A 16,335-nucleotide genomic window follows, 5' to 3' on the forward strand; every position below is an offset into this window, starting at 1 on the left:
TCGGCCACGAAATCGTCGGTCGCTCCGTGATCGGGCTGTAATCGAAGCGGAAAGTGTCAAGGCGGGTGAGACAGATTCCGTCAGGCGGTCTGTATGAGGGCCTCCTGTGAGGGCTGGTTGATCCAGGCGGCCTCGGGCAGCTTGGGCGCCTGGGGTCGGCGGTGGCCGAAGCGCTCGGGACGGGCGGCGTAGGCCGCGTCCAGGGTGGCCTGGCGCTGGGCGCGGACCTGCCCGGCGGTGCCGAAGTGGACGCTGGCGGGGGTGTGCAGCCCGATCCCGCAGTGGCGGTGCTCGTGGTTGTAGTAGGCGAAGAACTGCTCGGCGAACGCGCCGGCGTCGGCCAGGGACCCGAAGCGCTCGGGGAAGACCGGGGCGTACTTCAGCGTCTTGAACGCCGCCTCGCTGTAAGGGTTGTCGTTCGACACGTGCGGGCGGGAGTGCGACCTGGCCACCCCGAGGTCGACGAGCAGCTGAGCGACCGGTTTGGAGGTCATCGAGGTCCCGCGGTCGGCGTGGATCGCCTCCGGCACGCCATGGATGCCCATGGCGTGCTCGAGCAGGTTCTTGGCGATCTCGGCGTCCTCGCGGGCCGCGATGGTCCAGCCCACGACGAACCTGGAGAAGATGTCGAGCACGACGTACAGGTCGTAGTACACGCCCCGCTCCGGCCCCTTGAGCTTTGTGATGTCCCAACTCCACACCTGCCCCGGCGCCGTCGCGACGAGCTCGGGCCGGGTCCGGGGCGGGTGGCTCGCCTGCCGGCGCCGTTCCCCGGCCATGTCGTGCTCGCGCAGGATCCGGTGCATCGTGGACATCGAGCACAGGTAGGTGCCCTCGTCCAGCAGCGTGGCCCAGACCTGGGCGACCGACTTGTCCGCGAACCGCTGGCTGGTCAACACGGCCAGCACGTGGGCCCGCTCGGCGGCGGACAGCTTGTTCGCCGGTGCCGGCCGCGGTGTCCGTGGACGTGGCGGTGGCGGGTTCTTGGCCCGGTAGTGACTGGCGCGGGAGCGACCCAGCAGCGCGCACGCAGCCGCGGTGCCGACGTGCTCGGCCAGCCCGTCGACGGCCGGGTTGATCACCGCGGCGACCGCGGCGGCTTGTCCGCGCTCTCGGAGAGCGTCTCCAAGAGCGCGTGTGCTTTTCCCATCAGGTCCAGCGCCGCCCTGGTCTTGGCCAGCTCGGCCTCGGCCTTCTCCGCCCGGGCCCGTAGCGCCTGCAGCTCCCGCTCGCGCCGGTCCCGCGGCTTGCTGCCCAGCCCGGACAGCGAGCCGGCGGCCGCGGCCTTGCGCCACTCGATGATGTGGGAGGTGTACAGGCCCTCCCGGCGCAGGATCTCCCCACGCCCAGAGCGGTCCGCGGCGTCGTACTCGGCCAGGATCGCCGCTTTGAACTCGGCGGTGAACGTCCGCCTCTTGGGCCGGTCAGCACGAGGAGCCATAGCCCCATCATCGGTGCCGACGTCAGCAACCGTCATCGTCATCTCAGTATTGGTCCGTTCTCGCCCCGTGCAGTGCGAAGGTCAGCAGTGCTGGTGTCTCACCCCATCCTGACGCACAGGGGCCAGCCGGTTGTGGTTGCTGTTGTATCGGCGTGTATTCACGTCAACCAAGGCGTACCAATCGGGATGGGCTCGGCGGGCCCCATCAGCAGCTGGCGCACAACGAGCGTCAACCGACGACCGGGATGTCGACGGCGATCGCGGGCGTTCAACTTGTCACCGGCGTTGAATCACGGATCCCTCTTGACAGAAGGCTTCTCTGTGTGACAGAAATGGCAGATACTCGCCCCATAGGCGAGCCAGTTGCTTTGATCAGGAGGCTTGAGTTGAACACAGACCTGTCCGTGAACTACATATCCGTCGGCGGAATCAGGACGCGCTATATCGATCAGGGCGAGGGTCCGGTCATCCTCCTGATCCACGGTGGCCACTCGGGTATGAGCATGCCGGGCGACGGGGATGGTTGGGCTCCCGTCATCGCTCCTCTGGTCGACAAGGGCTTCCGCGTCGTGACCTTCGACAAGCTGGGGCAGGGAGAGACTGACCTCGCGCCGACGCATGCCGAGTGGACGTTCGATGCGGTGGTCAAGCACGCCAGGGGCTTCATCGACGCTCTGGGACTCGAGGACATGATTCTGGTCGGGCACTCGCGCGGTGGCCTGCTGGCGAGCAAGCTCGCTCTTGACATGCCGGAGTCGACCAAAGGTCTCTTCATCGTGTCGAGCGCGACGCTCGCTGGCACCGACCCTAAGTCCCGCGACGTTGAGTTCTACGACGCGATCACGCGTTCGCTTCCGGCGGACGCGTCTCCGGAGGAGATCTGCGGAGCCTTCTTCCGTGCGCTGTACGTGACCCCGGTGCCGCAGGAACAAATCAATGCGGCCGCCGCCAAGTACGTCAAGGAGAACCACCAGAACGCCCTCAAGACCTACCCGATGGTTGAGAAGAAATACTGGGAGCCGAGTCTTCAGGCGGCGAAGGACGACATCCGCGCTCGCCTCTTCGCCGGCGAGGTCAATATTCCCGTCGAAGTCGTCTGGGGCCGCGACGATCGCTCGGCGCCGGTTGACCTGGGCATCGCCTTCTACCAGAAGCTCGCCCTCGTCTCGGAGACCACGAGCCTGCACATCCTGGGAACCGCGGGCCACTGCGTCTTCGCGGAGCGAACCGAGGACTTCGTTCGAATCCTGGCGGACTACGCAGGCCGTCGCAGCGCCAGCTATGCGACGCGTCGTTGATGGTGATCCTGGGGAACTATCCCGCTTGACGGGGTCTTCGAGTCCGTGCCGGATTGGCGCAGCGCGCCCAGATCGTGCTGCTGGCTTCGGCGTGCGAGTCGAACACCGCGATCGCGGACAAACTGGCCTGTATCTCTTGAAGTGGCCCCCCTGTTCGTGTCCGGTTTCCGGCGACCACGGTGGGCTCTGGGAGAGGGGCCGAAGACAGCGGCGGTTTTCGGCTGGGCGTGATGTGCCCGTGAAAGAGATCGCGGCGCCCGTGGCTCCGTCCTCCCCGGACGAACCCGGTTGAGGGAATTGTTGCCCGGGCTGGTGTGCCGGTTGCGCTCAGCGCGCCGGGCCGGCCCGGCGCAGGCGCCGGATGAAGCACAAGCGCGGGATCCAACGAATCCGCCGGACGGGTCAAATCCACCAAAACACGGCCCGGCAACCGGTACCTCAAAGGTGCCCTGGGCATCGCTGCTCTGTCCTGCGCGAAATCGAAGAACACCTACCTCGGTGCCAGATACCGGCGCATTGCCTCCCGGCGCGGACCCGCCAAAGCCCTCGTCGCCGTCGAACACTCCATCCTCACCGCAGCGTGGCACATGCTCACCACCGGCGAACTCTACAACGACCCCGGCGCCGACTACTTCACCCGGCAGACACCCGTTAAAACCATGGCCCGGGCCGTCAGACAACTAGAATCCCTCGGCTATCAAGTCATTCTCGAACCCCTGCAACAGACCGGATAACACCGCTCACCCCACGCACCCCACCGCACTCACCTAATTTTCATGTCAGAGGGGTTGACGAACGTCACATTTTCAGTCATTTTCTTGAATACAGAAATATTCTCTGCAAATTATGAAAGGTCGGTTCCATGCTCAACCCGGTGCTAACTCAAACAGGTCCAGTCCAAGGCCGTGAAGATGACGGGGTGCGCAGTTGGCTCGGGATCCCCTACGCCGCGCCGCCCTGGGGCCGGCACCGATTCGCACCGCCCCAGGCCCCTACTCCATGGAGCTCTGTTCGCGATGCCTCCTCGTACGGGCCCCCGGCGCCCCAGGGCCTGCAATTCCCTGGCTTGGAGATCCCGCCGTCAACCGATCCGGCACCTGACTGTCTGACCCTCAACATCTGGGCCCCGAGTGCAGCTCCAGAGGCATTGCCGGTCATGGTGTGGTTCCACGGCGGAGCCTACCTCGCCGGGGCAGGTTCAGAACGGGCGTACAACGGGACCGCACTGGTCCGCGAGGGCGTCCTGGTTGTCACCGTGAACTACCGGATGGGTGTGGACGGCTTCGGACAGATCGACGGCGCCGTTTCCAACCGCGGGATCCTCGACCAGATCGCGGCACTGGAATGGGTGCGGGACAACATTGCCGGCTTCGGAGGTGACCCGCAAAAGGTCACAATCTTCGGAGAATCCGCAGGCGCCGGATGTGTCCTGGCCCTGCTAACCATGCCACGCGCCCGCAATCTGTTCCATCGGGCCATCGCCCAGAGTATTCCTCGGATGTTCTTCTCCCCACCACTCGCGCACTCGGTCACCCAGGCCGTCGCCGCCGCAGCCGGCATCGAAGGAACAGCAGATGCACGCACCCTTGCGACGTTGACTCCTCAGACGCTGGCCGACGCAACGCGGCTGGTCATCAGCACCATGGGAAACCGCGCCGACGAATGGGGTACCCTCGCCTACACTTCCTCGTCGTCTGGGCCGATCTTTGGGCCGATCGTGGACGGAGACACGATGCCGGAGGACCCATGGACGGCGCTTCGAAATGGCGCCGCCCGCGAAATACCCATAATCACCGGCCATACCCGCGACGAATACCGTCTTTTCACCGCCCAACAAAAGCGGTTTAGCATCACCACGGAAGAAGCGGACACCGCCCTGCACATCTTCGCACCCAACGGAGACGCCGACGGCTACCGCGCCATTATGCCGCAAGCAGAACCCGGGGAGCTCTACGAAAAGGTCAATACCGACTACCTGTTCCTCGCCCCTACACTGCAGGCTGCCATGGCCGCCGCCGACGCCGGGGGACACGTGTTCGTCTACGAGCTGTGCATCGACCCGGTAGGGGGCATGGGCTCCCCGCACGCCATTGACTTGCCCTTGACCTTCAACACCCTGGACACCGGAATGGGAGCGCTGATCCCGGAGCCAACTGACTCAGTGATCGAATCCGGCATCCGGATGCGCAGCGCATGGACCCGCTTCGCCGCAACCGGAAACCCGGGATGGCCGCAGTGGGGCCCAGACCAGTCGGTACAGATATGGGGCGGCGAGAACCCTGTGGTGCGCTACCCCGAATCGGAACGGCTTGAACTGTCCCTGACGGATAGTTGCGGCGCCCTCGAGCTATTGCAACATCAAGAGCTGGGCCGGTGAACGCCCAACCAGGACGCCGCCACCGCTTTCATCCTTACCCGGCCCCGTGATTCACACGATCGAACGCTGCGCAGGAATTCTTCCTCGTTCGCTAGGGCGTGTCTCCTAAAGCTGTCAGCCAGATGATGATTGCCCGGAGAACTGCTCCGCCGCGGTAAGTCAGGGCGAGCTTGTCATAGCGGGTCGCCAGGGCCCGCCATTGCTTGAAGATGTTGAAGTTTCGTTCGACGACATTTCGGCCCTTGTAGTCCTCTTTGTCGAAGGCAGGCGGCCTGCCACCGGTGGAACCTCGTCGCTTTCGGTGGCCAATCTGGTCGGACGGTTGCGGGATGACTGCGGTAATACCGCGGTCGCGGAGGTGGGTTCGGATCGCTCTCGAGGAGTAGGCCTTGTCACCGCGGACGCGGTCCGGGCGGGTTCTGGGTCTGCCCTGACCCGCCCGGTTGATCTTCAGCTGGTTCATGAGGTGGGCGAACATCGGCGCGTCCCCGCCCTGGCCCGGAGCGACTAGCAGAACCAAGGGCCTGCCTTTGCCATCAACCAAGGCGTGAATCTTGGTGCTCAATCCGCCCCGGGACCGTCCAACCGCATGATCGTCCGGCTCAGCAAACAGATTCATGTAATTCGAACCGGCCCCCTGTGGTGCGCGGCAGGTTGGTGCCGTGCTGGTGGGAGCTGGTAGGGCTTCTCGTCCATACATACGACTGGCACCTGCGGGTCGTAGGGACGGTGGTAGACCTCCAGCACGTCTTCCATCCGAGCGACGAACTCGCCGTTCGCGTGCGGCGGGATCGTCCAGCACTTCTTCAGATGAGGACGAAGCCCCCCTTTTTCAGGGTCCGACCGATCGTGGAGTGATCCAGCGGCGGGAGCCCGTCGGTGAGCAGCACATGTTTCTCCAGCAACCGTAGCGACCACCGGTCGAACCCTGCCGGTGGTTTCGTGCACGCCAGCGCGATCACTCGCGCCTCGACGTCTCCGGTGACCTTCGCCGGCACCGGCGGCGTGGCCCGCTTGCGGCGGCCGATCACGTCATCCACGTTCCCGTGAGACTCGGTGAACCGCTTCGCGACCAGATACACTGTGCCCTCCGACGCCCCGACTCGCTCGGCTACCACCCGTCGATCCGACACCGGCCCAGCGGACTCGTCCAACTCCAGCAGAATCCTGGCCCTCATGATCGTCCGCGCAGGATTCGAGCCCCGCGAAATCACCCGGGTCAGCTTCACCCGATCAGCAACCGTCAATGTGACGACATGTTCCTTCGGCCTCGGCATGACAGTCTCTCCTCCCGATCAAGTATCAATCGAGACAAGCCAACCAGCAATACCCGTTACATTAGACGCGACACGCTACTAGCGACGCCCTCATTGGCTGATCGTGAAGTGATCCACAACCGGCCTGGCGAAGAGAAGACACGCTCCCTGGGTTAGGTGGGTCCGGACGCGGACTACGCCAGGGATCCGCCGTCGACCGGCAGGTTCACGCCCGTGATGAATGCTGACTCTGGGCCCGCGAGGAACAGGGCGGCGTAGGCGACATCGGATGCCTCGGTGAGACGGCCAAGTGGCACATTGGCGGTCGCTGCGGCGGTGGCGGCCTCGATGTCGGCCCCCTCTCCGAGGAACTGCCCCCACATCTGCGTGTTGGCGGCGAGCGGGCACACGGAGTTCACGCGAATGTTGAAAGGCGCGAGTTCTCGGGACAGGGAGCGCGTCAGCATCACCGCAGCCCCCTTGGACGACTGATAGCCGGCGAGGTCGGCGCGCGCCTTCAGGCCGGACAGCGAGGCGGTGATCACGATGGAGCCCCCGCCGCGCTCCACGAGCGCCGCCTTGGCCGAGCGGGCGGCGAGCCACGGACCGCGAGCATTAATCGCCATCAGCCGGTCGAACTGCTCCACGGTGGTGTCGGTGATCGACGTGAACGTCTGCGGGATGCCGGCGTTGGCCCAAACGATGTCCAGTCCGCCGAACCGGTCAATGGCTGCGGCGACCGCCGCGTCGTTGTCGGCCTCGCTGGAGGCGTCGGCCACGATGTAGTCAGCCGAGCCGCCGTCGTTGCGGATCGATTCGACTGCTGCGACCAACGCGGGTTCATTGACGTCGGTGAGGAGCACGTTGGCGCCCTCAGCTGCGAACAGTTGCGCGCCAGCAAGCCCCATGCCGTTGCCGGCACCGGTGATGAGGGCGGTTTTGGAAGTCAATCTCACGGGAGGTCTCCTGTTGGGAAGGGGTGGATGCGTCGGCGTTCAGAGCCGAACAGTGATTGTCTTGGTCTGCGTGTAGTGCTTGAGGGCCTCGAAGCCCTTCTCACGGCCGACGCCGCTGGATTTGAACCCGCCGAAGGGCGTCTCCACGCCGCCGGCGAAGTACTCGTTGACGTAGACCTGACCGGCGTCGATGCGACGTGCAACGGCGTGGGCGCGGGACACGTCCCGCGTCCAGATCCCGGCGGCCAAGCCGTAGGGAGTGTCGTTCGCGATGTCCACCGCCTCCTCGTCGCTGGAGAAGCGGATGACCGAGAGAACGGGTCCGAAGATCTCCTCGCGGGCTATGCGCATGCTGTTCGACACGTCCGTGAAGATCGTGGGGGCCACGAACAGGCCTCGGCCGCCGTCCCCCATGTCGAGGGTTCTGCCGCCCGCCGCGATGGTCGCGCCCTCGGCCTGTCCGAGGGCGAGATACTCGGAGACACGATCGAACTGGGCACGGTTGGCAATGGACCCCATGTCGAGATCCTGGATGCCAGGGCCGACGCGTGCAACGCGGGCGCGCTCGGTGAGCAGATCGATGAGACGATCGTGGACGTCGGCGTGCACGAGCAGGCGCGTCCCGGCGGAGCAGACCTGCCCTGACTTGAAGGTAAACCCCGCATAGGCGCTGGCCGCTGCCGCTTCGAGGTCAGCGTCTGCGAAAACGATGTTCGGAGACTTGCCACCGAGCTCGAGTGTAAGCGGAATGATCCGCTCCGCCGCGCGCGCCATGATCGCCCGGCCGGTGGCGACCGGGTGGCAGTTGGCGTCGTCACGAACTCAGTATGCGCCGGGCGCGTGTAGAACGCCGCCGCCCCGCGCGTCGATGCGCCGAGCGGCGGATTTGAGGCGAGCTCCTTCCGCATACCCAGGCTTCGGGTCGGCACCAGCGTAGCGCAAGACGAATTGAAGGAAGGGCGGTCCCTCAGCGGCAACAATGCTGGGCTTCGTGGTACGTAGTTTCGCGCGGAGGGCTGGGCTGCGGAGTGCGCGACCGATCGTCATTCAGGCGGGTCGGTCCTCGCTCGTGAGCAGATCGCGCCACATAGCCGCGATCTGCACGTGGGACGCCATCCTGTCGCGTCTTGTTACTAGTGCATCTGCTGTGGTTCGATGAGCGTGAACAGGCTCGGGGGCGCGGGGCCGCAGCTGTCTTGTTGGGGGGCGCAATGCGCAGATCATTGACGGCGACTGCGATTGCAGCACTGGTCGTGTCTGCCCTCGTCGCCTGTACGCCGCAGCCACCAGATCGGGCGACGACCACGGTCGGCGCTGACGGCTTCGAGCTGGCGCTGGACGGTGTGACCGCGACCGGGACTGGCGGTGTGGCACCTGAGGGCACCCAGGTCACCCTCGAGCTTGTGGGCCAGGCGACAGGCGGAGGCCTGGCAGCGACAGTGACAGAGCTTGGCAAGTCCATTTCGCTCACCCTCGGCGATGGATTGCAGCCGGCAAAACCCGTCGACCTGCGGTTCGAGATTCACGAGCCTGCTATCTCCGGTGAGGAGTGGTCGTCGGATCAGACGCTGCTCATCCTGACGGAGTCGGAGGATGGCACAGTAGGGCTCCTCGAGACGGCCCGTGACGGCGATGTCCTCGCCGCCACCACGGACCACCTGTCGTTGTTCCAGCCCATTCAGATGGATTTCGGCAAGGCCCTCAGCCAGGCTCGCGACTTCGTGATGCAGTCGCTTGGAATCGAGATGCCAGCCCCAGACTGCGTGGGAGAGACCGTCACCATCGCCTCGACATTCGAATACCGCATCGACGACCGCGGCTGGGTCCACCCGTGCATCTCATTGGACGGGGACACCATCACCGTCAACCTCTATGCAGCCAGCGTGATGCCCTACCGCGTGGTATCCACGCCACAGGTCACCGGGACGACGGTCGCAAGCCCGGACGGCCAGGGCATTCTGACCGAGTTGGTCAACAGGTGGATCCCGACTCCGTCCGGCGGAGTTGCGATGGGCGGCGGAGCATCCGCCCAGTTCTCGTTCAGCAGCTCAGACCCGCCCCAGTATTTCGAAGCCCGTCAGGACGCGGGCATGGTCATCGGGGCTGTGCTGCTGAACCTCATCGGGATTATCATCAACCCGCTGGGCGGCGGCGCGGCGTTCATGGAGAAGGTGGGTCAGCTCGACTGCCTGTCCGGCGTCGTAAGCGTCGCGGCAGCGGACACGTTCAATGCGTCAACGGCTGCGGAGTTCCTTCGCATCACGCTCGCGTGCGTGGGCACAGCGGCTGCCGCGGCGTCCTACCCCATCCGGCTGGCCCTAGGACTTATCGGCGCGATTCCCGCCCTATTCGCGGGCTCTTTCATAGGACTCTTCAACGAGATAACAGGGCAGGGGACTGTACGCGTTGATGTGATCCGCAACGTCATCCCGTGGGTAATCACTGCGGACGGAATCGGCCCGCTCAAGGTGGGAAGCACGACGTGGGACGACGTGTCCTCTCTCCCGGGATTCACCGGGGACACCGGCCGCTGGGAGAGCGGCTGCGCAGCTGGCGGTTGGTTCGGCGAGGGCACCATCTACGACGGGATGAGCGTGCTGACGCACGACATGAACCTTCCCAGCCCGGGAAGCAGCGACTTGAACTCAATCTCCCTGGGTTCCTACTATCGGACGGGCATCGCCGCGACTGTGCCAGCGGCAACTCTCGAGGGGATCAAGCTGGGATCCTCACAGGCTGACGTCGAGGGCGCCTACCCCGCCGTCTTGCCCCGCGCTCACAGACTGGACATGGGCCTCCTGCTCTACGAAGTGGAGAACGGCGCGGGCCGGGGCATGTCCATCGGGGTGAGAGACGGCGTCGTCATAAACATCACCGTGGGTGACGTACCTACAATCTATGCCCCGGAAGGCTGCGCTTGACTGACGCCGACACCTCGGGGCGTTACTGACTAAGGGCGAGATCCGCTCAGACGTGCAGCTTGAGCAGCGAACTGTCTACCTCATCGCGCTTCGCGCCCGCAGGATCGAGAATGTTGGTGACCGACATCGCAGTGGCGTCGAGCTCCAGGCCCGCGGTGTAGAGGTCGGTGGGGCGTTGCGGAGCGCAGCATCGTTGTCGTCCTCCCAGCGGTGCGGGTAAGGTCCGGGCTGGATGTCCTTGCAGTGGCCGCCGCCGCCGCCGCCGCTGCCTGCGCACCTTCCAGCAAGCGACAGGGCCTCCCTGGGGGCGCTTTTGAGGGAGGCGCCGGTGCGCAAGGGATGACGCAGCGTGAGCTGGAAGCCGCCAGTGGTGTCCCGCAGGGGAAGATCAGCCGGATCGAACGGGGCAGTCCTACCCGGCGCTGCTCACAATCACTCAGGTCGCTGCTGCGCTCGGGCTGGAGCTGACCTGGGACGTGCGCGCCGCGGGGTAGCGATCGTCGAGGCTGGGTGCGCGCGCGAACTATGCGCCCGCCGCTCAGACCCGCGCGTACCCGCGGGATGCCTCCTCGTGCGTGACGCGCGTCGCGCTCAGGACGCACCGTGCACGTCGGTGATATAAACGTTTCGAGCGCGAAAGGTTTTTGACATGGTCGATATTGCTGTCCGTGAAGCCGCGAAGCGGCTGGAGGTCAGTGACCAACGTGTCCGCGACATGCTCCGCTCCGGCGAGCTCACCGGCCGGCAGCTGGCCGGCCATTGGATCGTTGACCTCGGATCCGTTCAGGAGCGAGCCCGACTCGGGTTCCCACACGGCCGGCCGTGGTCCGAGCGGACCGTCAAGTATGTCATCGCCGCACTCTCCTACGGCACCGGCGCGGACGCGAAGACGCAACGCAGGATCATGACGACCGAGACAGGCGAGCTGTGGCGGAAGATCGCTCAAACGATAGAGATCCGCGGATTCTCGACCCGCAACATTGGTCTGGTCCGAAACCAGGTGTCCCTGACGGGGGAGAGCGCGATTGATGTCCTCGGTGAGCGTCTCGTCGGCGAGTCGTCGACGCTTCATGGTTACCTGACCGGCTGCACGTTGGAGGACCTCATCGACGACGCCGGTCTCGTCGACGACCTCAATGGGAACGTCGCTATCTACACACCCAGCTCCGGCAGCAGTACGTGGGTTTCGACAGGGATTGCGCAGAGGGCGCTGGTCGCCGTCGACTGCGCGCGCGCCGCGCCGACCCGCGTGCACAGCGCCGGTGTTCGAGCTCTTGACCAGATGAGAGCGGAATGGCTGACGCGGAACACCTGATCGTCGTCCCGGACAACATCCACCCGTGGAACCTCGTATTCGAAGTCGCGGATGCCACCGACTCGAAAGCGTGGGTTCTCGTCGGCGGGCTGATGGTCCACGCGCATGCGATCCGTGCCGGTGTGAACCCACCGCGCCCGACGGGTGACATTGACCTCCTCATGAACATGGGCGTACATCAGATCAGCGCAGTCGCCGGGCCGTTGCAGCAGCTCGGCTTCCGCCCTCTCGAACCTGTCGGCGGTGGGCCCCTGCACCGGTTCGTTCGAGAGGACGACATCGTCGATGTGATGGTCGGTACGCAGGTGCGCGCACGGTGGGCGCAGCGTGAGGTGCTTCAGGTGCCCGGCGCCCGCCAGGCACTCGCACGCGTCGACTGGTATGCCCTGCAAGGGCAGACCCGTCACGTGCGCATCAGCGTGCCTGACGAGCTGGCGGCGCTCATCGCGAAAGCTGCAGCGTTCCAAGTCGACCAGCGTGACCCCGGGCGTCACCTGGAAGACCTTGGCGTCCTGCTCGCCTCCTCCGGCGGACGCCGGGTGCTTGACCTGGGAAGGCTCACCGCAGGTGACCGAAGGCATCTGCGTCGCGCGGTCACTGAGCTCTCAGACCCCGGTCATGAGGCATGGGCGGTCCTTGACCAGATCGACCGGGCGGTCGGTCAGCGCGCGCTGGCGGCAGTTCTCGATGCTGTCCACGGCGGCGGCGGCGCCGAAGCCGCCGGGGCCGCCGCCCAGGACGCCGCCGCCCAGGGCGACCCCGGGGAGCAGACCGAGGCAGACAGTGCGAGCGGGTCGAAACCGGTCACGCGCCCGCCGCGCATGTGACGAGCACCCACGCCCTGGAGGCCGCCGCAACCTTCACGCTCGACGACGTCGAGCTGGTGGCCTCCTCGGGCAAGACGACGCGTCACCGCCTCAACCGGGGCGGGGACCGGGCCGCGAACTCCGCACTACACAAGATCGCGATCGCCCGGCTCGCCACCGACCCCGATACCCGCGCCTACGCGGCCCGCCTCACTGCCGCCGGTAAGACCAAGAAGGACATCCTCCGCTGCCTCAAACGAGCCATCGCCCGCCAGGTATTCCACCTCATCACCAACCCGCGACCCGCGGCCAACAGCAGCGACATCCGACCCGCACGCAAGCGGCTCGGACTAGCACTCACCGACGTCGCCGACGGCCTCCACTGCGCGACCAGCAAGACCTCGCTCATCGAACGCGGCACGACCCGAGACACCCGATTCCTCAACCACCACCGAGCCTGGCTCACCACACAGCAACACGCCCAAATCGCCGCTTGACAACTTGTGAATCTAGAGGCGGCTGGTCCGGGACTGGCTGGCAGGGTTGGCGTTGGTCGCTTCGCCGTGGTCGTGACTCATGACAAACCTGGCCCCTTCGGGGTGCCTTGCCTATGAACTGTCCGGTCGCGGCGAGTGACCGGCGCCTTCCCGGCCCACCTCGGTGGCTTGATCAGAAGCATGTCCGACCTCGCGGTCGTGGCTCATCACAGGTATGCCCCGAAGTGATCCCTTTCCGGGCCGGCGCCGGTCGTCAGCGACCGGAGTCATCGCCCATCTCAAGGAAAGGACCGGACCGCTGTGAGCACCATTGTCGCGCACACTCATCCGTTCATCATCGGCGTGGACACCCACGCCCGAACCCACACCTACGCCGTCCTCACGGCTGCAGGTGAGCACCTCGGGACCGAAACGTTCCCGAACACCGCGGCGGGCCGTTCCCGCGCGATCTCCTGGGCCGCGCGTCGCGCCAGCGGTGTCGCCGACCCGCTCTGGGTGATCGAAGGGGCAGGCAGCTACGGCGCACAGCTGGCACGCAACGTCACCGACACCGGCTACCGCGTCGTCGAGGCCGCCCGGATGAGCGGTGGTCGGCGAGGGGTCGGCAAGTCGGACCCGATCGATGCGCAGCGGATCGCCGCCGCAGTACTCGCCCTGCCGACCGATCAACTCCGAAACCCACGCCAAGACGAGGGCGTGCGCGCCGCGACGCAGATACTCCTGACCGCTCGCGACGAGCTCGCCGGTGAGCGCACGCGAGCAGTCAACGCACTCACTGCCCTGCTCCGCATCACTGACCTCGGCCTCGACGTTCGTCGCCCCCTCGGTGCTCGCCGGATCGCTGAGGTCGCGCGCTGGCGGACGCGGGACGAGCACATCGCCGCCGCGACCGCCCGGACAGAGGCGATCCGTCTGGCCAAACGGATCCTCGAGCTCGACGCCGAGCTCGATCAGAACATGGCGCGCATCAGCGAGCTCGTCCAAGCCAGCCCGGCCACCGAACTGCTCCACAAGACCGGCATCGGGCCTGTCACAGCAGCGAGAACTCTCGTCGCGTGGTCTCACCCCGGCCGAGTCACCAACGAAGCCGCGTTCGCCGCTCTCGCGGGGGTGAATCCCATCCCGGCATCCTCGGGCAACACCACACGACACCGACTCAACCGCGGCGGAGACCGGCAGCTGAACCGAGCGCTGAACGTCATTGCGATGGTCCGAATGGTCCACGACCCCGGCACCCGCGCCTACGTCGACCGGCGGCGCGCCGAAGGCAAGACCGACCGCGAAATCCGGCGCATCCTCAAGCGCTACCTCGCCCGCAGCATCTATCGACACCTCAACGCCGCCTCAGCCGCTCAAACTGGGGGTTGACGAGACATAGAAGCTTCATAGGAGCGTCGGGGCCGCGCTGCGTCGTTGTGGTTGTCGAAAACGGGCTTGTGGCTGGGTTCGGCGGCGCCGGATGATGATGGTGCCGCGGTCGACGCCGCTGATGCTTAGTGCTTCGAGCCTGTATAGGAGCGTGGCGTGGAGGGCTTCCACGGGAACCGTGGATTGGTGCCTCGAGCCTGTCATTTCCTGGGCTTGATGAGCCCGACTAGGAGATTCCTGAATCATTTTCCCCGCCCTTCCCGCGGCACCCGCCCCACCGGACGGTGGGGCGAAGCGAAGAAGGACGGAGGAGCTGCAGATGGATATCGTGCATGATCGTGCTGCGGGAATCGACATCTCCAACGGGACGCGAAGGTCTGTGTTCGGATACCAGGAGCCCGCGCCGGTACGTTCAGCAAGACAGTCACGACGTACGGGGCGACGACGAATGAAATCTTGCGGCTACGTCACAACTTGGAAGAGGCCGCCGTGACCGTGGTCGCGATGGAAGCCACGGGCGATTACTGGAAGCCCTTCTTCTTCCTCCTGGATGAGACTCTGAACGTGGAACTGGTCAACGCGAAGCAGGCCAAGAACATCCCGGGTCGCAAGACCGACGTGTCGGCGGAAAGTGTCAAGGCGGGTGAGACAGATTCCGTCAGGCGGTCTGTATGAGGGCCTCCTGTGAGGGCTGGTTGATCCAGGCGGCCTCGGGCAGCTTGGGCGCCTGGGGTCGGCGGTGGCCGAAGCGCTCGGGACGGGCGGCGTAGGCCGCGTCCAGGGTGGCCTGGCGCTGGGCGCGGACCTGCCCGGCGGTGCCGAAGTGGACGCTGGCGGGGGTGTGCAGCCCGATCCCGCAGTGGCGGTGCTCGTGGTTGTAGTAGGCGAAGAACTGCTCGGCGAACGCGCCGGCGTCGGCCAGGGACCCGAAGCGCTCGGGGAAGACCGGGGCGTACTTCAGCGTCTTGAACGCCGCCTCGCTGTAAGGGTTGTCGTTCGACACGTGCGGGCGGGAGTGCGACCTGGCCACCCCGAGGTCGACGAGCAGCTGAGCGACCGGTTTGGAGGTCATCGAGGTCCCGCGGTCGGCGTGGATCGCCTCCGGCACGCCATGGATGCCCATGGCGTGCTCGAGCAGGTTCTTGGCGATCTCGGCGTCCTCGCGGGCCGCGATGGTCCAGCCCACGACGAACCTGGAGAAGATGTCGAGCACGACGTACAGGTCGTAGTACACGCCCCGCTCCGGCCCCTTGAGCTTTGTGATGTCCCAACTCCACACCTGCCCCGGCGCCGTCGCGACGAGCTCGGGCCGGGTCCGGGGCGGGTGGCTCGCCTGCCGGCGCCGTTCCCCGGCCATGTCGTGCTCGCGCAGGATCCGGTGCATCGTGGACATCGAGCACAGGTAGGTGCCCTCGTCCAGCAGCGTGGCCCAGACCTGGGCGACCGACTTGTCCGCGAACCGCTGGCTGGTCAACACGGCCAGCACGTGGGCCCGCTCGGCGGCGGACAGCTTGTTCGCCGGTGCCGGCCGCGGTGTCCGTGGACGTGGCGGTGGCGGGTTCTTGGCCCGGTAGTGACTGGCGCGGGAGCGACCCAGCAGCGCGCACGCAGCCGCGGTGCCGACGTGCTCGGCCAGCCCGTCGACGGCCGGGTTGATCACCGCGGCGACCGCGGCGGCTTGTCCGCGCTCTCGGAGAGCGTCTCCAAGAGCGCGTGTGCTTTTCCCATCAGGTCCAGCGCCGCCCTGGTCTTGGCCAGCTCGGCCTCGGCCTTCTCCGCCCGGGCCCGTAGCGCCTGCAGCTCCCGCTCGCGCCGGTCCCGCGGCTTGCTGCCCAGCCCGGACAGCGAGCCGGCGGCCGCGGCCTTGCGCCACTCGATGATGTGGGAGGTGTACAGGCCCTCCCGGCGCAGGATCTCCCCACGCCCAGAGCGGTCCGCGGCGTCGTACTCGGCCAGGATCGCCGCTTTGAACTCGGCGGTGAACGTCCGCCTCTTGGGCCGGTCAGCACGAGGAGCCATAGCCCCATCATCGGTGCCGACGTCAGCAACCGTCATCGTCATCTCAGTATTGGTCCGTTCTCGCCCCGTGCAGTGCGAAGG

Annotated in this window: 12 protein-coding genes and 4 pseudogenes; 10 read left to right on the forward strand and 6 right to left on the reverse strand. The window is 66.1% G+C overall.

What is annotated here, in order from left to right; all coding sequences use genetic code 11:
- Nucleotides 1-80: 80 nt before the first annotated feature.
- Nucleotides 81-1,477 (reverse strand): IS3 family transposase gene (locus tag IM777_RS16485; protein WP_370428832.1). Its coding sequence is split into 2 segments (ribosomal slippage): nucleotides 81-1,141 and nucleotides 1,141-1,477, totalling 1,398 coding nucleotides; the frame shifts between segments, so codons are not numbered across the junction.
- Nucleotides 1,478-1,773: 296 nt separating this feature from the next.
- Here IM777_RS16485 and IM777_RS16495 point away from each other — a divergent pair.
- From IM777_RS16495 to IM777_RS16505, 3 genes and pseudogenes are all read left to right on the forward strand, one after another.
- Nucleotides 1,774-2,739, forward strand: coding sequence for an alpha/beta fold hydrolase (locus IM777_RS16495; protein WP_228481145.1), 966 nt, complete (start codon nucleotides 1,774-1,776; stop codon nucleotides 2,737-2,739).
- Between the two features lie 368 nt (nucleotides 2,740-3,107).
- Nucleotides 3,108-3,473 (forward strand): annotated as a pseudogene (locus IM777_RS16500) (IS110 family transposase); the annotation flags it as partial.
- A gap of 128 nt (nucleotides 3,474-3,601) precedes the next feature.
- On the forward strand, nucleotides 3,602-5,116 hold the full coding sequence (locus IM777_RS16505; protein ID WP_194384082.1) for a carboxylesterase/lipase family protein: 1,515 nt from the start codon (nucleotides 3,602-3,604) through the stop codon (nucleotides 5,114-5,116).
- A gap of 91 nt (nucleotides 5,117-5,207) precedes the next feature.
- Here the strand turns inward: IM777_RS16505 and IM777_RS16510 are convergent.
- The 4 genes and pseudogenes from IM777_RS16510 to IM777_RS16525 all read right to left on the reverse strand — a co-directional run.
- A pseudogene (locus IM777_RS16510) lies at nucleotides 5,208-5,790 on the reverse strand (IS5 family transposase); the annotation flags it as partial.
- Nucleotides 5,791-5,922: 132 nt separating this feature from the next.
- Entirely contained in the window at nucleotides 5,923-6,393 is a 471-nt protein-coding gene (locus tag IM777_RS16515) for a helix-turn-helix domain-containing protein (protein WP_194384083.1), read from the reverse strand.
- A 173-nt stretch (nucleotides 6,394-6,566) separates the two neighbouring features.
- Nucleotides 6,567-7,328 (reverse strand): SDR family NAD(P)-dependent oxidoreductase, encoded by a 762-nt coding sequence (locus IM777_RS16520; RefSeq protein WP_228480868.1) that lies wholly within the window; start codon nucleotides 7,326-7,328, stop codon nucleotides 6,567-6,569.
- Nucleotides 7,329-7,367: 39 nt separating this feature from the next.
- Nucleotides 7,368-8,108: pseudogene (locus tag IM777_RS16525) on the reverse strand (aldehyde dehydrogenase family protein); the annotation flags it as partial.
- A gap of 473 nt (nucleotides 8,109-8,581) precedes the next feature.
- Here IM777_RS16525 and IM777_RS16530 point away from each other — a divergent pair.
- The 7 genes and pseudogenes from IM777_RS16530 (at nucleotide 8,582) to IM777_RS16560 (ending at nucleotide 14,910) form a co-directional block, all read left to right on the forward strand.
- Nucleotides 8,582-10,249, forward strand: a complete 1,668-nt coding sequence (locus tag IM777_RS16530) for a hypothetical protein (protein ID WP_194384085.1) — start codon at nucleotides 8,582-8,584, stop codon at nucleotides 10,247-10,249.
- A 339-nt stretch (nucleotides 10,250-10,588) separates the two neighbouring features.
- A complete protein-coding gene (locus tag IM777_RS17635; protein ID WP_194384086.1) occupies nucleotides 10,589-10,717 on the forward strand; it encodes a helix-turn-helix domain-containing protein in 129 nt (42 codons plus the stop codon).
- 181 nt (nucleotides 10,718-10,898) lie between these two features.
- Entirely contained in the window at nucleotides 10,899-11,564 is a 666-nt protein-coding gene (locus IM777_RS16540) for a helix-turn-helix domain-containing protein (RefSeq protein WP_194384087.1), read from the forward strand.
- Nucleotides 11,543-12,391: a hypothetical protein gene (locus tag IM777_RS16545; RefSeq protein WP_194384088.1), complete on the forward strand. Its 849-nt coding sequence runs from the start codon at nucleotides 11,543-11,545 to the stop codon at nucleotides 12,389-12,391. Before IM777_RS16540 ends, IM777_RS16545 begins: the two co-directional genes overlap by 22 nt.
- A gap of 59 nt (nucleotides 12,392-12,450) precedes the next feature.
- Nucleotides 12,451-12,696: pseudogene (locus IM777_RS16550) on the forward strand (transposase); the annotation flags it as partial.
- Nucleotides 12,697-13,167: 471 nt separating this feature from the next.
- Complete coding sequence (locus IM777_RS16555; protein ID WP_194384089.1) at nucleotides 13,168-14,235, forward strand: IS110 family RNA-guided transposase; 1,068 nt, start codon at nucleotides 13,168-13,170, stop codon at nucleotides 14,233-14,235.
- A gap of 489 nt (nucleotides 14,236-14,724) precedes the next feature.
- A complete protein-coding gene (locus tag IM777_RS16560) occupies nucleotides 14,725-14,910 on the forward strand; it encodes a hypothetical protein (protein ID WP_194384090.1) in 186 nt (61 codons plus the stop codon).
- Here the strand turns inward: IM777_RS16560 and IM777_RS16565 are convergent.
- Nucleotides 14,894-16,290 (reverse strand): IS3 family transposase gene (locus IM777_RS16565; RefSeq protein WP_370428832.1). Its coding sequence is split into 2 segments (ribosomal slippage): nucleotides 14,894-15,954 and nucleotides 15,954-16,290, totalling 1,398 coding nucleotides; the frame shifts between segments, so codons are not numbered across the junction. The genes IM777_RS16560 and IM777_RS16565 overlap by 17 nt on opposite strands.
- Nucleotides 16,291-16,335 lie beyond the last annotated feature (45 nt).

Origin of the sequence: Microbacterium luteum (genome assembly GCF_015277875.1) — a bacterium.
GTDB classification, from domain to species: domain Bacteria; phylum Actinomycetota; class Actinomycetes; order Actinomycetales; family Microbacteriaceae; genus Microbacterium; species Microbacterium luteum.